Annotated in this window: 15 protein-coding genes and 1 pseudogene; 11 read left to right on the forward strand and 5 right to left on the reverse strand. The window is 66.1% G+C overall.

Going from position 1 to position 17246, the window contains the following annotated elements:
* Nucleotides 1-171: 171 nt before the first annotated feature.
* Nucleotides 172-393 (forward strand): annotated as a pseudogene (locus tag ACP7A3_RS17715) (recombinase family protein); the annotation flags it as partial.
* An 88-nt stretch (nucleotides 394-481) separates the two neighbouring features.
* Here the strand turns inward: ACP7A3_RS17715 and ACP7A3_RS17720 are convergent.
* Entirely contained in the window at nucleotides 482-985 is a 504-nt protein-coding gene (locus ACP7A3_RS17720; RefSeq protein WP_066529988.1) for a hypothetical protein, read from the reverse strand.
* 32 nt (nucleotides 986-1017) lie between these two features.
* The gene (locus ACP7A3_RS17725) at nucleotides 1018-1647 is read right to left on the reverse strand and encodes a recombinase family protein (RefSeq protein ID WP_053556453.1); all 630 of its coding nucleotides are present in this window, start codon (nucleotides 1645-1647) and stop codon (nucleotides 1018-1020) included.
* Between the two features lie 94 nt (nucleotides 1648-1741).
* Here ACP7A3_RS17725 and ACP7A3_RS17730 point away from each other — a divergent pair, with 94 nt between their 5' ends.
* From ACP7A3_RS17730 to ACP7A3_RS17750, 5 genes are all read left to right on the forward strand, one after another.
* Nucleotides 1742-4639, forward strand: coding sequence for a Tn3 family transposase (locus ACP7A3_RS17730; protein ID WP_426256790.1), 2898 nt, complete (start codon nucleotides 1742-1744; stop codon nucleotides 4637-4639).
* A 267-nt stretch (nucleotides 4640-4906) separates the two neighbouring features.
* Nucleotides 4907-8335, forward strand: coding sequence for a S8 family serine peptidase (locus ACP7A3_RS17735; RefSeq protein ID WP_426256789.1), 3429 nt, complete (start codon nucleotides 4907-4909; stop codon nucleotides 8333-8335).
* Nucleotides 8336-8535: 200 nt separating this feature from the next.
* The gene (gene parS / locus ACP7A3_RS17740; protein ID WP_375292765.1) at nucleotides 8536-8967 is read left to right on the forward strand and encodes a type II RES/Xre toxin-antitoxin system antitoxin; all 432 of its coding nucleotides are present in this window, start codon (nucleotides 8536-8538) and stop codon (nucleotides 8965-8967) included.
* Nucleotides 8964-9401 (forward strand): RES family NAD+ phosphorylase, encoded by a 438-nt coding sequence (locus ACP7A3_RS17745; protein WP_426256788.1) that lies wholly within the window; start codon nucleotides 8964-8966, stop codon nucleotides 9399-9401. Before parS ends, ACP7A3_RS17745 begins: the two co-directional genes overlap by 4 nt.
* Nucleotides 9402-9472: 71 nt before the next feature.
* On the forward strand, nucleotides 9473-9916 hold the full coding sequence (locus ACP7A3_RS17750) for a hypothetical protein (protein ID WP_375292763.1): 444 nt from the start codon (nucleotides 9473-9475) through the stop codon (nucleotides 9914-9916).
* Between the two features lie 29 nt (nucleotides 9917-9945).
* Here the strand turns inward: ACP7A3_RS17750 and ACP7A3_RS17755 are convergent, their stop codons facing one another.
* Nucleotides 9946-10644, reverse strand: a complete 699-nt coding sequence (locus tag ACP7A3_RS17755) for a DUF6118 family protein (protein ID WP_426256787.1) — start codon at nucleotides 10642-10644, stop codon at nucleotides 9946-9948.
* Nucleotides 10645-10678: 34 nt separating this feature from the next.
* Complete coding sequence (traA, locus tag ACP7A3_RS17760; protein ID WP_426256795.1) at nucleotides 10679-13597, reverse strand: Ti-type conjugative transfer relaxase TraA; 2919 nt, start codon at nucleotides 13595-13597, stop codon at nucleotides 10679-10681.
* Nucleotides 13598-13770: 173 nt separating this feature from the next.
* On the opposite strand from traA, the gene ACP7A3_RS17765 reads away from it, so the two are divergent.
* From ACP7A3_RS17765 to ACP7A3_RS17780, 4 genes are read left to right on the forward strand one after another with little or no spacing between them, the layout of a single operon-like run.
* A complete protein-coding gene (locus ACP7A3_RS17765) occupies nucleotides 13771-14103 on the forward strand; it encodes a conjugal transfer protein TraD (RefSeq protein ID WP_375292761.1) in 333 nt (110 codons plus the stop codon).
* Between the two features lie 10 nt (nucleotides 14104-14113).
* Nucleotides 14114-14353, forward strand: coding sequence for a conjugal transfer protein TraD (locus ACP7A3_RS17770; RefSeq protein WP_375292760.1), 240 nt, complete (start codon nucleotides 14114-14116; stop codon nucleotides 14351-14353).
* Nucleotides 14350-15150 (forward strand): hypothetical protein, encoded by an 801-nt coding sequence (locus tag ACP7A3_RS17775; RefSeq protein ID WP_426256794.1) that lies wholly within the window; start codon nucleotides 14350-14352, stop codon nucleotides 15148-15150. Before ACP7A3_RS17770 ends, ACP7A3_RS17775 begins: the two co-directional genes overlap by 4 nt.
* A gap of 40 nt (nucleotides 15151-15190) precedes the next feature.
* Nucleotides 15191-15472 (forward strand): hypothetical protein, encoded by a 282-nt coding sequence (locus ACP7A3_RS17780; RefSeq protein ID WP_375292759.1) that lies wholly within the window; start codon nucleotides 15191-15193, stop codon nucleotides 15470-15472.
* Between the two features lie 72 nt (nucleotides 15473-15544).
* Here ACP7A3_RS17780 and ACP7A3_RS17785 read toward each other — a convergent pair whose 3' ends face one another.
* Complete coding sequence (locus tag ACP7A3_RS17785; RefSeq protein ID WP_426256786.1) at nucleotides 15545-16507, reverse strand: site-specific integrase; 963 nt, start codon at nucleotides 16505-16507, stop codon at nucleotides 15545-15547.
* Nucleotides 16508-16686: 179 nt separating this feature from the next.
* Here ACP7A3_RS17785 and ACP7A3_RS17790 point away from each other — a divergent pair, with 179 nt between their 5' ends.
* Nucleotides 16687-17229, forward strand: coding sequence for a hypothetical protein (locus ACP7A3_RS17790; protein ID WP_426294709.1), 543 nt, complete (start codon nucleotides 16687-16689; stop codon nucleotides 17227-17229).
* Nucleotides 17230-17246 lie beyond the last annotated feature (17 nt).

The following is a 17246-nucleotide window of genomic DNA, read 5'->3' on the forward strand; positions in this document are numbered from 1 at the left end:
CTGAAGATCAACGGCCTCGCAACCATCAGCGAGGATGTCGTGGAAGCCGCCCGCAGCACCCTCGTCATCGGCGTCACCTAGTGCTGACATTCGTGACATTTACCGCTGAAAGCCACACCCAGCGTTTCCAAGGGTTTGCAGGTGTCACAACCCCGTGCCAGAAATGAAGGCATGGAAATCGGCTACGCCCGCGTGTCCCGAGGCGACTCCCAGGACATAGACCCGCAGCTTCGCGCGCTCCGCAATGCCGGGTGCGATCCTATCTACCAGGAGGAGGCATCGGGCGGCCGAGCTGACCGCCCCGAGCTGGCGCGCGCGATCGGCGCGTTGAAGGCCGGCGACGTGTTCGTGGTGTGGAAGCTCGACAGGTTATCGCGCTCGCTTCGCGATCTAGGGGTCGGTTCCGGCTGAGGGCGAAATGACACCCTAAGGGAATAGCTGTCCTTGCCGTCGCCGCGGCTGCCATTGATCACAAACTGCGTCACTCTCGATGGATAGAACATTCCGTCAGCCACCTTGCAGGCATGACGTTGACCGCTGCCCTCAAAGGTATGCGATAGAAGTTCATCGTTCGATAGCTCCATGCATATGGCACGCAGTGCTTCATGACGGCGGTATGCAGGAAGAACTGAAATTCTTCCGGGGCATGCCGGACCGATTCTAAAAACGAGTGTTGGGTTTGCCGGTCAGCACCGAACTCGTTCAACGCCTTCAATCTCAGATTATCCGCATAAGCTCCGACTGAGAGTAGAGAGCCCGCCAGCGCCACCGCTACAAAAATGGGGCCTCGAACGATCGAAAACCGAGCCGGTATCAAAAAGCTGGTCGCTCCGACCGCGAAGCAAGCGGATACGATCCAGAGCCAGTGAGGCGCGCCCAGTCTATCTGACCAGATCGTCGCGAGGAATACTGGCTTCAGCAAGCTACCGAAGACGAAGCCTGCAATCGCCAGGTACGTAATGCATCCAAGCGCGGCGGTCTTCATCCTGTGCTTTCGTCCGACATCCGGCGCGACGCTCATGCCGCCACCTCGACCTTGTGATCCATGTCCGCCCTGGAGCGTCCGACGATTGCGGCGACAGTATTCTTGCTGAGGCCGAGGTCCCGGGCTATCCAGCGATAGCTGCGCCCCTCGGCAACAAGGGCTAGCACCTTGGGGGCAAGCCGATCCGACTTCGGGCGGACGCCGGTCTGCCGCCCGAGTTTCCGACCCCGCGCCCGTGCCGCGGCGAGGCCGGAGCGAACCCGCTCGCTGAGCATGTCGCGCTCGAACTGCGCAATGCCTGCGAGCATCGTCGCCATCATACGACCGTGCGGCGTATCGACCTCGAAGGTCATGCCGCTCATCGCGACCACCGACACGCGCCAGCCCGACAGCCGGTTGAGCGTATCGAGCAGGTCCTGCGTCGAGCGCCCCCAACGACTGAGTTCGGTGACAAGGATCGCATCAATGTGGCGCGCCTGGGCCAGCTTCATCACTTCGGCACGTGCCGATCGGTTGGCCTTCATCCCCGAGGCGGTTTCTCGAAAGACCTCGACCACCTCATAGCCGCCACGCTCGGCAAAACCGGCGAGGTCGCGAAGCTGCCGCTCGCACGACTGGTCGGCTGTCGAGACCCTGGCGTAGATGGCGGCGCGCTGTCCCAATTGAACCCTTCTGGAATTAGGCCTCGAAAAGCCTTGATCTGCGTGGGGTCAGTGTTGTCCAAAACAGACTTCTGTTCAACAGGGACAAAGCCGCATGCCGAGACGCCATATCCTGAGCGCCCGGCAGCGGTCGTCGCTGCTCGACCTGCCGACCGACGAAGCGTCGCTGCTACGGCATTATATCCTGGCGGACGACGACCTGATCCACATCGACCGGCGTCGCCGACCGGAAAACCGGATCGGCTTCGCGCTGCAACTGTGCGCGCTGCGCTATCCGGGACGAATGCTGGTGCCGGGCGAGGTGATCCCGCTCGCGGTATCCGCTTTCCTCGGCGCCCAGCTCGGCATCGCCGGTGACGTGCTCGTCCACTACGCCGTCCGGCGCCAGACCCGCCAGCAACATATGGAGGTGCTGCGCTCCATCTACGGATACAGGACGTTTCGTGGTCAGGGCGCGCCGGCACGGACGTTCCGTGACTGGCTGTTCGCCGAAGCCGAGCAGGCACACTCGAACGACGATCTCGCCCGGCGCTTCATCTCCCGCTGCCGCGATACCATGACCATCCTGCCGGCGATCACGACGATCGAGCGCCTGTGCGCGGATGCGCTCGTCGCGGCCGAACGCGGCATCGAGAAGCGCATCGCATCGCGCCTTGATCTTGTCGCCTGCACCCGTCTCGACCGGCTGACGACCGAGATGCTGCCGGGGGCAATCAGTCGCTTCATCTGGCTGCGCCGGATCGAGCCGGGCAACAATTCCGCCGCGGCAAATCGACTGCTCGACCGGCTTGAGTTCCTGCGTGCGATGAACCTCGATGCCCGCCTGCTCGGCGACGTCCCGCCGCATCGCGTCGCCCGGCTGCGCCGACAGGGCGAACGTTACTTCGCCGATGGCCTGCGCGATCTCGGTGCCGACCGGCGTCGCGCCATCCTCGCGGTCTGCATCATCGAGTGGGCTACCGCGACCGCGGATGCGGTGATCGAGACGCATGACCGGATCGTCGGGCGCACCTGGCGCGAGGCGAAGCAGCTACATGACGTACGCGCCGCGGAAACCAGAGGTGGGGTCACTGCGACGCTGAGCGGCTTCACTGCGCTTGGCCAGTCGCTGCTCGAAGCGCATGGCGACGGCGCGTCGCTGGAGGATGCGGTCGCGCGTGCGGCGGGATGGGACCATCTCTCCCGCCTCGTCGCGACGGCCAGGGTTCTGACGGACACGCTTGGCGATGATCCGCTGGCGCATGTCGATCAGGGGTATCACCGCTTCCGTCGCTATGCCCCGCGTATGCTGCGCTGCCTCCATCTCCAAGCCGCGTCGGCTGCGCGCCCCTTGCTGGACGCGGTGATCGCCATCGCCACCAAAGACGCGCTCCCGGCGACCGACGATTTCCTGCGCCCACATTCCAAATGGCGGCGTCAATTGCGGGCGAAGGGCGACGATGATGCGCGCCTCCGGGAAGTCGCGGTCATGTTCCATCTGCGCGACGCGCTGCGCTCGGGTGACATCTGGCTCGACCGCTCGCACCGGTACGGTGACCTTCGCAACGTCCTCGTATCGATGGAAGTCGCGCATGCTGCGAAGCTGGCCGTACCGTCCGATCCGCATGTCTGGCTCGCGGACCGCAAGGCCCGTCTCGCCGATGGCCTCGCCCGGCTCGGTCGCGCCGCGCGCAACGGTACGATCCCGAAAGGCAGCATCGAGGACGGGACGCTGCGCATCGATCGCCTGGCCGCCGATGCGCCGGACGGGATCGATGACCTGGTGCTGGACCTTTACCGTCGCCTGCCGCCCATCCGCATTACCGACCTGCTGCTCGAAGTGGACGCTGCGCTGGAGTTCACCGACGCCTTCACCCATCTGCGCACCGGTGTTCCGTGTGGCGACCGGATCGGCCTGCTCAACGTCCTGCTCGCCGAGGGATTGAACCTGGGCCTGCGTAAGATGGCCGAGGCGTCCAACACCCATGATTACTGGCAACTGTCCCGTCTCGCACGCTGGCATGTCGAAAGCGCGGCGATCGACCAGGCGCTGGCCAACGTGGTCGCCGCGCAAGGCGCGCTGCCGATGGCGCGGGTCTGGGGCATGGGCACCACTGCCTCGGCCGATGGCCAGTTCTACCCCGCCGCGCGGCAGGGCGAGGCGATGAACACGGTCAATGCCCGCTACGGCAACGACCCCGGCATCAAGGCTTATACTCACGTCAACGACCGCTTCGCGCCGTTCGCATCGCGTACCATCCCCGCAACCGTCAGCGAGGCACCCTATCTGCTCGATGGGCTGACGATGAACGAGGCCGGGCGACGGATCGAGGAGCAGTACGCCGACACCGGCGGGTTCACCGATCATCTGTTCGGGACCAGCGCCATGCTCGGCTACCGCCTCGTGCTGCGCATCCGCGACCTGCCGTCCAAACGGCTCTACGTGTTCGATCCGGACGCCACACCGAGCGAGCTGCGACCGCTGGTGGGCGGGAAGGCGCGTGAGGGGCTGATCGTCTCCAACTGGCCCGACCTGTTCCGCTGCGCGGCCACCATGAGCGCGGGGCAGGTTGCGCCGAGCCGCATCCTGCGCAAGCTCGCCGCCTATCCGCGCCAGAACGATCTGGCAGCCGCACTGCGCGAGGTTGGTCGGATCGAGCGGACGCTGTTCATCATCGAATGGATACTCGATGCCGGCATGCAGCGCCGAACGCAGGTCGGCCTCAACAAAGGCGAAGCGCACCATGCACTGAAGAATGCCCTGCGCATCGGCCGCCAAGGCGAGATCCGCGACCGCACCACCGAGGGTCAGCACTACCGGATCGCCGGACTCAACCTACTCACCGCCATCATCGTCTACTGGAACACCCTGCACCTCGGCCATGCCGTCGAAGCCCGACGACGCGAAGGGCTGGATACCCCCGACCATCTTCTCGCCCATGTCTCACCGCTCGGATGGGCGCACATCCTCCTCACCGGAGAATACCTGTGGCCCAAGGACCCCAGCCCTTAGGGTGTCATTTCGCCCTCAGCCGGAACCGACCCCTGAATCGCGGGAGGGCAGGGCGGTCGCCATCATCAAATCTCCTCCAGAACGATATATGACGAAATCGTTCACAGGAAAAGCATCATCAAGTGGACATGTGAGCTGTGGCGATAATGCCACCATAGTGCAAAACCTGTGCGCCGTACCGGCAACCCCATTGCCATGCCCGGTAAAATGACAAGAGTGTCACCGACATAAGACGGACGCCGCGGCGTCCGATCCGGGGGAATCTACATGGCCGTGAAGTCGTATCGTGCGTCGTTGCGTTTGGCGTTGTCCGCTCTGGCTCTGGGGACGGTACTCAGCGCACTGCCAGCCACGGCGCAGACCCGCACTCCCCCGCCTCCGCCGTCGGGCGGCTATTATATGGCCAACGGCACGCGCACGACCGACTATAACGCCGCGCTCGCCTCGTGGCGCAACGACGCGCAGTTCAAGGTCGATTATTCGAAGGCGTTCATGGGCATGGAATATGCCTATGTCCTGGGCCTCAACGGTGCCGGGCAGACGGTCGGCGTCAACGATGGCGGCGTGCTGTTCAGCCATCCCTCCTTCTCCGGCACCGGCAAGATCACCGGCCTGCGCACCGCGGCCCCGTCCGGCTATGGCAACGACGGCCAGATCAATCCGCGCACGCCGTGGAGCTACCACGGCACGCACGTCGCCGGCACCGTCGCGGGCAACCGCACCGCCAATGGCGTGATGTTCGGCAACGCCTATGGCGCCAATATCCTGGCCGCGACGATCAACTTCTCGGCCGGCGATTTCCTGTGGGCGCGTGACGTCGGCATCGACGGATCGACGACGGTCTCGGCGCCGCGCCAGAACATCGTCGACCTCGCCAACACCGGCAAGGTCCGGATCATCAACAACAGCTGGGGCGTCAGCACCTCGGCGCCCTACACGCTGTCGCTGGCCCAGGCGCGGTCGACCTTCGCGCAGACCCTCAACGGTTTCTACGACCCCGTCCTCAAGAACGACGTGCTCGTCGTCTTCTCGGCCGGCAACGACGCGGGCGCACATGCCAGCCTCGATGCGGTGACGCCGCTCAACGACCTGCGCCTGCGTTCGAACTGGCTGTCGGTGGTCAATTACCAGGCCAGCGGCAGCGCCGATCCGAGCTCCAGCCTGTGCGGCCAGACTGCGACCTGGTGCGTCGCCGCGCCGGGCAGCCAGATCGTCTCGACCTTCAACGTCACGACGCTCGATCGCGCCGGGATCCAGGCCAAGTACACGCGCGCCATGTATCCGACGATCTACAGCGCCGCGACGCTGAGCGCGCTGCAGAATGCGGCGGTCAACGCCTGGATCAACGTCCTCAACGGCTATCTCAACCGCCAGTTCGCCGCGCAGCAGGCCGGCACGAAGTTCGACCTGGATGCGGAAAGCACCTTCCTCGCGCAGCAGGCGGTCGGCATCACGCTCGCCTATGGCGCGCGCTTCACCAGCGCCGATCCCGACGGCTACACCAGCCGCATCGCCGGCATCGTCTCGGCCAACACCGACATCCTCGGCGTCGATTTCTCGAAGCTCGTACTGACCAAAGCCAATGCGCAGCTGCAGGCCGACATGAAGCAATACCTGACCATCACCGGCCCGGGCTATGGCATGCTGACCGGCACGTCGATGGCGGCGCCCAACGTGTCCGGCTTCGCGGCCGTGCTGATGAGCCGCTTCCCGAACTACAACACCGGCCTCATCTCCGACATCCTCGTCTCGAGCTCGAAGGATCTCGACACGCCGGGCGTCGATCTGAAGTCGGGCTGGGGCGCGCCGCAGATGGACGTCGCGCTGGCCGGCCCCACCGCGCTACGCCAGACGCGCGAGGTCACCGTGGCGACGGGCGGCGTCGACATCTGGAGCAACAACATCCAGGACGCGCGCGACCGCTATTCGGCCGAAGTGCTGGCGAGCTTCCCGAGCGACATCGGCGGCCTCACCAAGCGCGGCGGGGGTGAGCTGATCCTTACGGGCAGCAACAGCTACAGCGGCGCGACCCGCGTCGAACAGGGCACGCTGACCGTCAACGGCGCGCTGACGCGTTCGGCACTGACCGCGACCGGGGGCGGCACCATCGGCGGCACCGGCAGCCTCGCCTCGCTGACCGCGGCGAGCGGCGGCATCGTCGCACCGGGCAACGTCGGCGCGATCGGCACGCTGACCGTCACGGGCACCACCACCTTCGCGGCCGGCAGCCAGTATCTGGTCGACGTCGGCCTTCCCGGCACGTCGGACCTAATCGCCACCAATCGCGCGGTGCTGAGCGGCGGCACGGTGACGCTGCGACCGACCGCACGCGATCCGCGCTTCGGCGACAGCTACACGATCCTGACCGCGACCAACGGCGTCACCGGCACGTTCGGCGACACCACGTCGTTCAGCGCGATCCTGTATCCGCTGCTCAGCTATAGCCCGACCGCGGTCACCGCGAGCGTCGCAGCGCGCTCGTACACCAGCGTCGTCGCCAACACGCCGGTGCAGATGGCCTATGCCCGCCTGCTCGATGGCAACCGGTCGGCCGCGTATAATTCGCTGCTGGGCATCTATGGCGGCCTCGACCTCCAGTCGGCATCGACGATCCAGGCGACGCTGGAAAGCCTGGCGCCGCGCGCCGAGACGACCAAGCGCGCGATCGGCACCGTCGCGACCGACAATATGGCGCGCTTCTATCGCGAGCGCATCTCGGCGATGGCGCCCGAGACGTTCCAGGGCGGTTCGATCGCGATGATCGGCAAGCCGATGGAATTCGCCGCCAACGAGATCGCGATGCCGGGCCAGGCCGCGATGGTCAGCGACACGCCGGCGACGACGCTGCAGGAAAACGTCCTGCCCGAAAACGCCGCAGTCTATCTGGCGGGCGGCTATCTCGACGGGTCGAGCGCATCGATGCCCGGCACGGTGCCGCAGACCGGGCGTGACCGGTTCGACGGCTTCTACGTCGCGGCGGGGATCGAGGCGAAGGTCGACGACAGCAGCATGCTGGGCTTCGGCTTCTCCTACACCAAGATCGACGGCAAGCCGAACGCCGGCCAGACCGCGCGCGGCGAGCTGATCCAAGGCACGCTGTACGGCCGCATCGGTGGCTCGCTCGGTCCCTCGCTCGACGTGCAGACCAGCGCCGGCGTCTATCAGTCGCGCACGCGCCGCACCGGCACGTTCCTGGGCACCGCCTTTGACCTGCGCGCTCGCGACAACGCGCTGGCGCTGTCGAGCGAAATCGGCGCGACCTACAATGCCGGTAGCGAGGCGCTGCGCTTCGGCCCGCGCGTTGCGGTACGCACCAACCGCATCGACTTCACGCCGACCGCGGAAACCGGCACCGGCCCGGCGCTCGCCACGTCGAAGGACAGCTATCGCAGCATCCAGGCCCGCGCCGGCCTGCAGCTCGACGGCAATGCCCAGGGCCTGCGCCCGTTCGCCTCGGCCTATTACGTGCACGACTTCCAGGACCGGTCGAACGTGTTCCTGGCGGGCTTCGCCGGCGGCACCCCGCTGCGCACGCCGTTCCGCGTCGCCACGCAGGACCGCGACTGGGGCGAGCTGTCGGCGGGCCTCTCCTACCGCACCGGTAATGCGACGCTGTCGCTGTCGGCCGACACGACCTTCGAACGCAGCGACGTGCGCAACCAAGCCTATCGCGGCGGCCTGAAGCTGTCGTTCTGATCGAACGCGACACGGCATGACGGGGGCGGCGGGTCGATGTATCCGCCGCCCTTTGTCGTTTGGGGCCTGCCGCGACACCCGCCTTGGAATGGCATAAAATCAGAACGTCGCCGTCATTCGACGCACTGACTTGCTGCCATCACGCGCGATGCCTATCTACATTTTGCCGGTTACAATCCGGCAAAATGCGGAGCACAGGCATGAGTGCGGTAGGACGGATACAGACGCTGCTGGGGGGCGAGGCGAACACGGGGCCGCTGCACAACGAGCGCGACGTGATGCGGCTGGTCCGTCGCGGCCTGCCGACTCAGGCCGTAGATCATTTCCTGCGCGCCTCCCGGCTGACGTTCAGCGCGCTCGACCCGCAGATCCTCAACCGGCGGACCTTCAAGCGACGCCAGGACGCGGCCCAGCCGCTCGATCCGGCAGAGTCCGACCGGATCGTGCGCGTGGTGAGCGTAGTCGCCGCGGCCGAGGAGACGTTCGCCGACCCGGACAAGGCGCATGCCTGGCTGACGCGCGAAAATCGTGCGCTCGACGGCGAAACGCCGCTCGCGATGACCGACACGGATCAGGGGGCGCGCGCCGTGGAGGCGCTGCTGGGGCAGATCGCGCACGGCCTCGCGGCGTGATCGTCCATCGCCTGTGCAAGGCAGCGCATGCCGCACTGGACGGCGAGGGCGCGCGTATGTGGGGCGGACGGTGGAATTCGCCGGGACGGGCGATGGTCTATACTGCCGCTACGCCGAGCCTCGCGGTTCTGGAGGTGCTGGTCCACCTCGACCTGCCGCCCGATCTCATCCCCGACGACATGGTGTTGCTGGCGATCGACGTCCCCGATGATGCGACGCTCCACAGCTTGGACGGCACGCCGACGGATGCCGATGCCTGTCGGCAGACGGGGGACGCCTTCCTCGACGCCAGCCAGGCGCTGGGCCTGCGGGTGCGCAGCGTCGTCGTGCCCCAAGAGGCGAACCTGCTGCTGAACGTGCGCCACGCGGACATGAAGCGGGTGAGGGTGGTCGGGACGGACCCGTTCCGCTTCGACCCGCGGTTGCTTCGCTGAAGCAAGGCGGGGCAATCCAGTCAGCCCCCGCTCATCGAAGATCAAATAAACCGCTTGAGGAGAAGCCGCCCATGCCCGTCGCCCTGCTGACCGCCCTGGCGCTGACCCGGGCCGATCCCCTGCTGACGACCCTCCCGGCGCGTTTCTATAACCGCCCCGGCGCCAGTGTCGCGACCCGCGACGCCGACCTCGCCCGCTGCCTGGCGATCGCCACCCAACCGATGGCCGATACCGGCCCGGCGGTGGTCAAGGACCGCAGGCTCACGCCCCCGATAGGCACCGCCCAAGACGTACCGCCCGTCACACCTGACGACCCGATCGAAACCTGCATGAGCAACCGCGGCTGGCGACTCTACGCGCTGACGCTACGCGAGCAGACGGCGTGGGCACGACTGTCCGCGCCAGCCCGCGCGCGCCTTGCCGACACGCTCACCGGTGCCACGCAACCACGCTGGGGACGCCTCGTCCGCCCGGCATCTCGCCTGCGACTGAACGGGGGCAGCCTGAAACACTAGCGATGACCGCCCGCCCGCTGATCACAGGCCTAGCGCTGCGTATCAGCAGGCAGGGCGGGCGACATGGTGATCGTGCAGGGCAGGGGCTTACGCGCCTTGTCCGCGCGCTTGCGGCATGCCTCCAGAGTGTTCCGATTAGCGGTGACGATCCGGTCGCCCGCCGCGATATTCGCGAACGCCTCGGGCCCGGCGCTCCGCATCATGCGCTGTCCGCCCTCCCACATCGGCATGGCGAGCGTGCGCGCCGCCATCTTCTCGGGCCATTGCCAGCCCGCAGGGACGGCACGCGCGACGATGCCGGCGAATACCGCCCATACGATCATGCCGACGACGATCCCGCCGATCGCGGTCCACGCGAGCCAGCGGTTCTGCTCGTCACTGCGCCGTGCCGAGACGGTGACGGCTTGCAAGGCACGCGTCGCATCGCGTAGCTCGCCGGCTGCGGTCTTCACTGCCTGCCGGTCCTCGGCGACAGCCCCGGTGATCCGGGCGGCGACCTGACGTGCGACCGTCTCTTCCTCCGTTGCCTTCCGCAAGATTTCCGCGCGCTGGTAGGTGGCGGTCGCAAGCTTCGTGATCTGCCCCAGCGTCTCGCTATAGTCGGGCGATTCAGGCCGATCGTCACGCGCCGCGATCCCTTCGATCGCGCGCCGGAGCAACGCCAGTTCGCCGCGTACGCCTTCGAACGCTTCCGCCGCGGCATCCCGTTCGTATTCGCCCTCGTCCATGTTGCCCCCTCTTTCCGCACGACGGCACGAAACCCTACCGGCTCATACCCCGGTCGCGGTTCCGGCCCGGTTCGATCGATCGCATCAGCGCGTCACCGATCGCGCGCTCGCGTTGCATGTCCAGCTCCAGCTCCGATGCGCGACGGCGCAGCGCGGATTCGAGCTGCGGATCGCGGGCGAGCCCGGCCGCTTCTGTCTCCATCCGCGCCTGCACCCGTTCGGCGCCGGCGCTATCGCCGCTTCGCTTGAGCCCGGCACGCTGCCGCTGCATCGCCTGCCAGCCGGCGACGAACCGATCAGCGCGTGCCTCAGGATCGAGCCGCACGCGCTGTTCCTCGGCCATCGCCCGCACCGCCCCATCCGTATGGCCGCTCACCGCCTGATCGATCAGCCCAGGCTCGCGCTGCATCGCGGACGCAAGGTCGCGAGCGGCATAGGGGCGGATCGCATCCAATGCCGCGATCGCGCGCCGTGCCGCAGTGTCCTGATGCGGCAGCACCGGCAGGTCCCGTGCCTGCATCCGCCGCACGTCGGCCGCAACGCGGGCATAGTCACGGATTGCCTTGGCTTGGTCAGGACGGTCGGTGCCGATCGCCGCTCCGTCACGCTCGACCGCAGGCTTCGGCCGGAACCCCGCGAACATGCCGCGCGCGCCATCCCGAACCATGTCGCGCACCTTCTCCACCATCTGGCGTGTGCGTTCCGGGAACCGGATTTCGCGCCGATCGGCGAAGGCGCGGGCATGGTCCTGTTCGCTGCGCTCGGGCGCATAGTCGCCCGCCATGTCCTTGCCGCGGTCGCGCGACAGCACACGCGCGAGCTTGCCCTGATCGGCAAAGTCGTCGCGGCCGTAATGGAGCTGCACGCCCTCGCGATGCCGCGACAGTCCGACATAGCCGCTGTGCCGGTCCATCCCGGGTGTCGCAAGAACATGCGCACAATCGACCGTCACGCCCTGCGATTTGTGGAAGGTCGCGGCATAGCCGTGATCGACCGCCGCATAATCCTTCGCCGCGAACGTCACCTCGCGCCCGCCGTCGAGCCGCACTGTCATGCTCTCCGGCGTGACGTGCGCGATCGTCCCCAGCGTGCCGTTCTTCACGCCCAGCGATCGCTCGTTGCGCAGAAACATGCACCGGTCGCCCGCGGCGAAGTCGCGATGCCCGCGGTCGGTCGCGAACGCCACGTCCTCGCCCAGCTCGCCGGTCATGCGAAGCCGGTCTCTCGCCTCCACGTTCAGCTGTCGGACCTCGGCATTGGTGTGGGTGAGGATGATGCGCGTCTGGTCGGGATCGGCCCGCCGTTGGCGATCCCAACTGTCGACCAGTTCGGCACGTGCAGCGTCGCGAGTGTCCACGGCATGGACCATGCCGTGCGCGGCATAGGCATTCAGCGCTTGCGGAGTACGGCCGGTCGCCAGCGCCCGCGTCGCTTCCTTCTGCCAGTCCTCGCGCTGCCGGCGAACCTGGGTGATCTCGGCTGCGCCATGCCGCTCGGCGATCGACCGGAACGCCGCGCCCGCCTCGATCGCCTGCAGCTGCTCGGGGTCACCGACCAGCACGACTTTCGCGCCTGCATCCCGGGCATGGGACAGCACTCGCTCCATCTGGCGGGTGCCGATCATGCCGGCCTCGTCGACCACCAGCACGTCACGGGGTCCAAGCTGGTCACGCCCTTGCGCCCAGCCATGCTCCAGGCTGGCGATGGTGCGCGACTGGATGCCCGATCCGCCCTCCAGATTCTCGGCCGCGATCCCGGACAGCGCCGCGCCGCGCACCTGATAGCCCTCGCGCTCCCATGCCTCGCGCGCGACGCCCAGCATCGCAGACTTGCCGGTGCCGGCATAGCCGACGACCGACGCCAAACCGTCCCGCCCGGTGATATGGTTGAAGGCGTCGCGCTGCTCACCGGACAGTGTAAGCCCCCGCCGCTCCGCCGCCTTCAGCGCTCCGGCCCGCTGCTGCTCGGACACGCTATGCTCGCCACGCCGCGCCAGGTCATCGCCCGCCTTTTCCAGCCGTGCCTCGGTCGCGATCATGTCGCGGGAGGTAAACCGCTCCTGGTCGCGGCCATCCTTCCCCAACGCAACCAGCTCGGGGCTGGCGCGCACCGCCGCCATCACCCGGTCGAATTGCTCCTTGCCGTCCGAATGACGGAACGCGAACGTGGCAAGGTCGCGAGTGGTAAAGGTTGATTGCTGCCGGGTGATGCCGTCCAGCGCATGGCGCGGATCAGCAATGATCTTCTCACCATTCTCCCGCGCGATGCGCCGGTGATCCTCGGCACGCTCGGCATCCTCGCCGCGCTCCAGGCGACGCTTTCCGGCCGGGCCGATCTTGTGCTGCGGCTCCAGCTCAATGCCCTGATCGGCATAGGAGCGATGGTCGATCCGTGCATCTAGCCCTAGCTCTACCATGCGCTCGTTGACATGCGCGGCCCAAGCCTCGCGCCACACCGTTAGAAGCGCAGGGGCATTCCAGTCACGGTTCTTCCGCCCGAATCCGTCCGGTCCAACGTCGCGCATCGACAGCATGACATGCGCGTGCGGCTTCGGGCTGCCGTCCTTCGCCTTGTCCCAATGCACGTTGAGGTCCGCGACCATTCCACGGCAGACAAACTGCTCGGCGACGAAATCGCGGGCGAGCGCGATGCCCTGCTGCTCGTTCATCTCGCGCGGAATCGAGAACTCCACCTCGCGAGCGAGCTGCGCATCCTTACGCTTCTCGCCCGCCTCAACGTCGTTCCACAGCGTGATGCGGTCGCGCAAACGCTCCGGTGCGTCCTGCGGCAACATCACCTCGGAATGAATGACGCCGGTCTTGTTCGAGAAATCGTGCGATCGTCCCAGTCGCTGATCGGGCAGCTCGGAAGCGGAGCGATAGGCGGCAGACGCCACGACGCTGGAGCCGTTGGCGCGGCTGATGACCTTTGCGCTGAAATGATAGATCGCCATCGCAACTATCATGATGCACGCCTTAGCGCACGTCGGCAACAACGTATAAGCGCGCACTCACGATCTGCTTTGCATCTCCTGACTGACTTACTGGCTCTTTTCGATGCGTCCGGCTTTACCCTCACGCCCGGGATGGTATGATATTGCCGGCCGTTACGCGGAAGGGTGAGGCGATGCGGAAGGTTCGTGACTATGATGCCGAGCTTAAGGCACTGGGCGACAAGGCTCGTGCGCTGAAGGCAAAGCGGATCGAACAGCTTGGTCAGCTCGTGACCGCAACTGGTGCCGATGCCCTCGATGCCGAAATCCTCGCGGGCGTGTTGCTCGATGCGATTGGATCGAAGGATGCGGACGTGAAGGAGGCATGGCGCGCGAAGGGCGCGGCGTTCTTTCAACGGCGCCGGCGCAAGGGTGGCGGCAATGCTGCAGACGACGGATCGGGCGCTAAGGCTGAACCGCGCAGCGAGACTGCGGACGGAAGCAGCGCATCGGCGAACGGACAATAGAGATTGGGTCTTGGCGCGTCGCGAACGCACCCGTCACCTGATCGAACTGGGCGGCCTCGTCCAAAAGGCCGGACTGGTCGATCTCACCGACGACGATCGCGCGACGATCTATGGTGCACTGCTCGACGTTGCGGCGCGGGGCCGGGGCGATGATGGCAGCTCCGTTCTGGCGTTGTGGAAGCGGCGTGGGAAACGGGCGTTCGATGCCGAACAGGATGCGGATACTACGCCCGGGGCTGAATCCCTCTGACGCGTGACGATCTTACGGACGCGGCGACCAAGGTTCCGGCGGTGACGCTTGGCTTCTGGGTCATCAAGATTCTGGCCACGACCCTCGGTGAAACAGGCGGCGATACCGTATCGATGAGCTGGCTCGGCGAGACGACACCGAATGCCGGTCAATCAGGGCTCAACGGTTATCTTATTGGCACGGCAATCTTCGGCCTGTTGCTCGTCGGGCTGGTCTGGCTGCAGATCAGGGCGCGACGGTTCAACTCCTGGCTCTATTGGGCCACGATCATTGCCTCAACGACCACCGGCACCACGCTCGCCGACTTCGCCACCCGTTCGCTCGGCACCGGTTATCCGGGCGGCTCGCTCCTAATACTGGGCTGTGTGCTTGCCTCCCTCCTCGCCTGGTATCGGACGCTGGGCAGCGTCGCGGTCGATACCGTCGTCGGACCGCGCGCGGAAACTTTCTATTGGATCACCATCACCCTGTCGCAGACCCTCGGCACCGCGCTCGGCGACTGGATCGCCGACGGCAGCCTCGGCTATTCCGGGGCTACGCTCGTGTTCGGTGGATCGCTGATGGTAATCGCCGCGCTCTATCTGCGCACTCAGGTTTCCCGCGTGATCCTGTTCTGGGCGGCCTTTATCCTGACGCGGCCACTGGGGGCGACGGTCGGCGATTTTCTCGACAAGCCTGTCACCAAGGGTGGGCTTGCGTTCGACCGCCCCGTCGCCAACATCGTACTGGGCGTCACGATCGCGCTGCTTATCCTTGTGCTTCCCCAACGGGCAGGGCGGCATCCGGGCAAGCGATGATCGGTCCGCAGACCTTGCTTCGACTGGAAGGAGAGGCCCCATGAGCGATTTCGATATCGAGGCGATCCGCGCCGAGGTGCGAACGATGGAATTCGTCCGCGGCACGCCGGCGCAAATCGCCCTATGGCAGGAAGACATGGCGGACTCCCGCGCCAATCTCGTGATCGAGGGCATGATACCAACGCCCAACGACGATGCATTTTTCGCCATGATGCTCGACGAAGGCGTGCCGCCTCCTCTCGTCTCGCAAATCCTGCTCCGGCTGCTCGACCATCCCGACGCCGATCGCTCGCTGCCGATCACGCCGATGGCAACGCAGTAAGGGCGTCCGCATCACCGATCGCTGCGTCGCCATGTCGGACTGTCGACACATAGACACATAGACACATGCGAGTCAGAGAAACCTTTGTCCGGCATGATCCTTGAACAGCTCAGCGTTGCGCACATAATCGGACAGGACCTGTACCGATTTATGCCGGCTGACCTCCTGCAGCTTGAAGATCGTCGCGCCCTGTGCCGCGCCCTCGGTGATGAACCCCGCCCGGAGCGAATGCCCGCCGAACTGCGTCGGATCATATCCCGCCGCGGCGGCATGGGTCTGCACCAATCGCGCGATCGCTCGGTCGGACATGGCCGCGTCGGTCAACGCATCCTTGCGCGACAGCCGTCGGAACAGTGCCCCCTCGCCATGCCCGGCCGCCGCCATCCAGGCGAGCAGCAACGCCTTGGGACGGATCCGCGTGCCTTCGGGGATCGCGATCACCGCGCCTTCGCCGGCCCGATCGGTCTTCGAGCGTGCGATCGTCAGCCTCAGACCCTCGGACACGATCCCGACATGCCCCACCTCCAGCGCCACGATCTCCGACCGCCGCAGGGCCGCCGCCATCCCGATCGCCAGAATTGCCCGATCCCGGGTTGCGCGCAGCCCATCCCCCTCGATCGCGGCCAACATGTTCCGCAAAGCCGCGGCGTCCGCCGGCGCCTTGCGGCGCTTCGCCCCGCCGTGTTCGGCGCGAATGCCAGCAAGAACCTCGGTGAGCCGCCCGGCGTTCGGCAAGGCGGTTGGAGCAGGATAGCCTGCGGCACGATGATGATGCCCGATCGCCGCGACGCGACGGTTAATGGTGGCCGGGTTCAGCCCCGCTGCCGCCTGATCCGCCGCGAACACCGCCACGACATCAGGTGAGGCCGGCAAGGCCGCCAACCCGTTTTCCTCGCACCAGGCAGTGAAGATCGCCCAATCCGAATCATACGCGCGCCGCGTCGCGGTCGACCGAGCCGCCTTGGCATAAGCCGCTGCCCGCTCGATCTTGATATCGAGGATCGCAGGCAGCGTCGGCTGGAGAGGGATCGGCATCGGGAGCGCTTGCCTGTCGTCATCGACGGTCGGGGCGATCACATCGGTAAGGAGCCGTTCGTGCGCCATGATCCAGCTATGACAGGATCGATCCAGACGAGCTAGCACTGTGTCCGGGAATCATTGTTATCGGACATGAGACTTAGATCAACGACCTTGCCAAACCGTCCAACATCAACATGGCCGTCGATACGCTGGGTCATTTGCTGACACTTCATGTCACCACGGCGAGCGCCGAGGACCGCGGCGCGGTGCAATCAGATACGGGGGATAAGGGGACCAACGACCTGAGCGGGGGCGATGGCGACGATGGCCTGTTCGGCTTCGGTGGCAACGACACGCTGATCGGCGGAGCAGGCAACGACGTGATATTCGGTGGCGAGGGGACCGATGTCGCGATTGGCGGCTTGGGCAACGATACCTATTTTTTCGATACTGCGCTCGGGTGTTCCAATATCGACACACTCTATGTCTTCACATCCGGTCAACACCGCGTCGTACTGGATCGGAGGATTTTCGAAGGATTGAACGTCGGCACACTTTCAGCGTCCGCATTTGCCGTTGGAACGTCTGCGGCCGATGCCGATAATCGGATTATCTATAGTCCTGCCACAGGGCATTTTTGTTGGACGCCGATGGGAGCGGATCGGGGTGGGGGGGGGGGCAAACCGGCCCGCCCCCGGGGGCGCCAAAAGGGGGGGAGCCCGCCCCGTTGTATTTAAGGGGGGGGGGGGACCAG

The organism is Sphingomonas sp. DC5200-1, assembly GCF_049897245.1.
Classification (GTDB): Bacteria; Pseudomonadota; Alphaproteobacteria; order Sphingomonadales; family Sphingomonadaceae; genus Sphingomonas; species Sphingomonas aquatilis.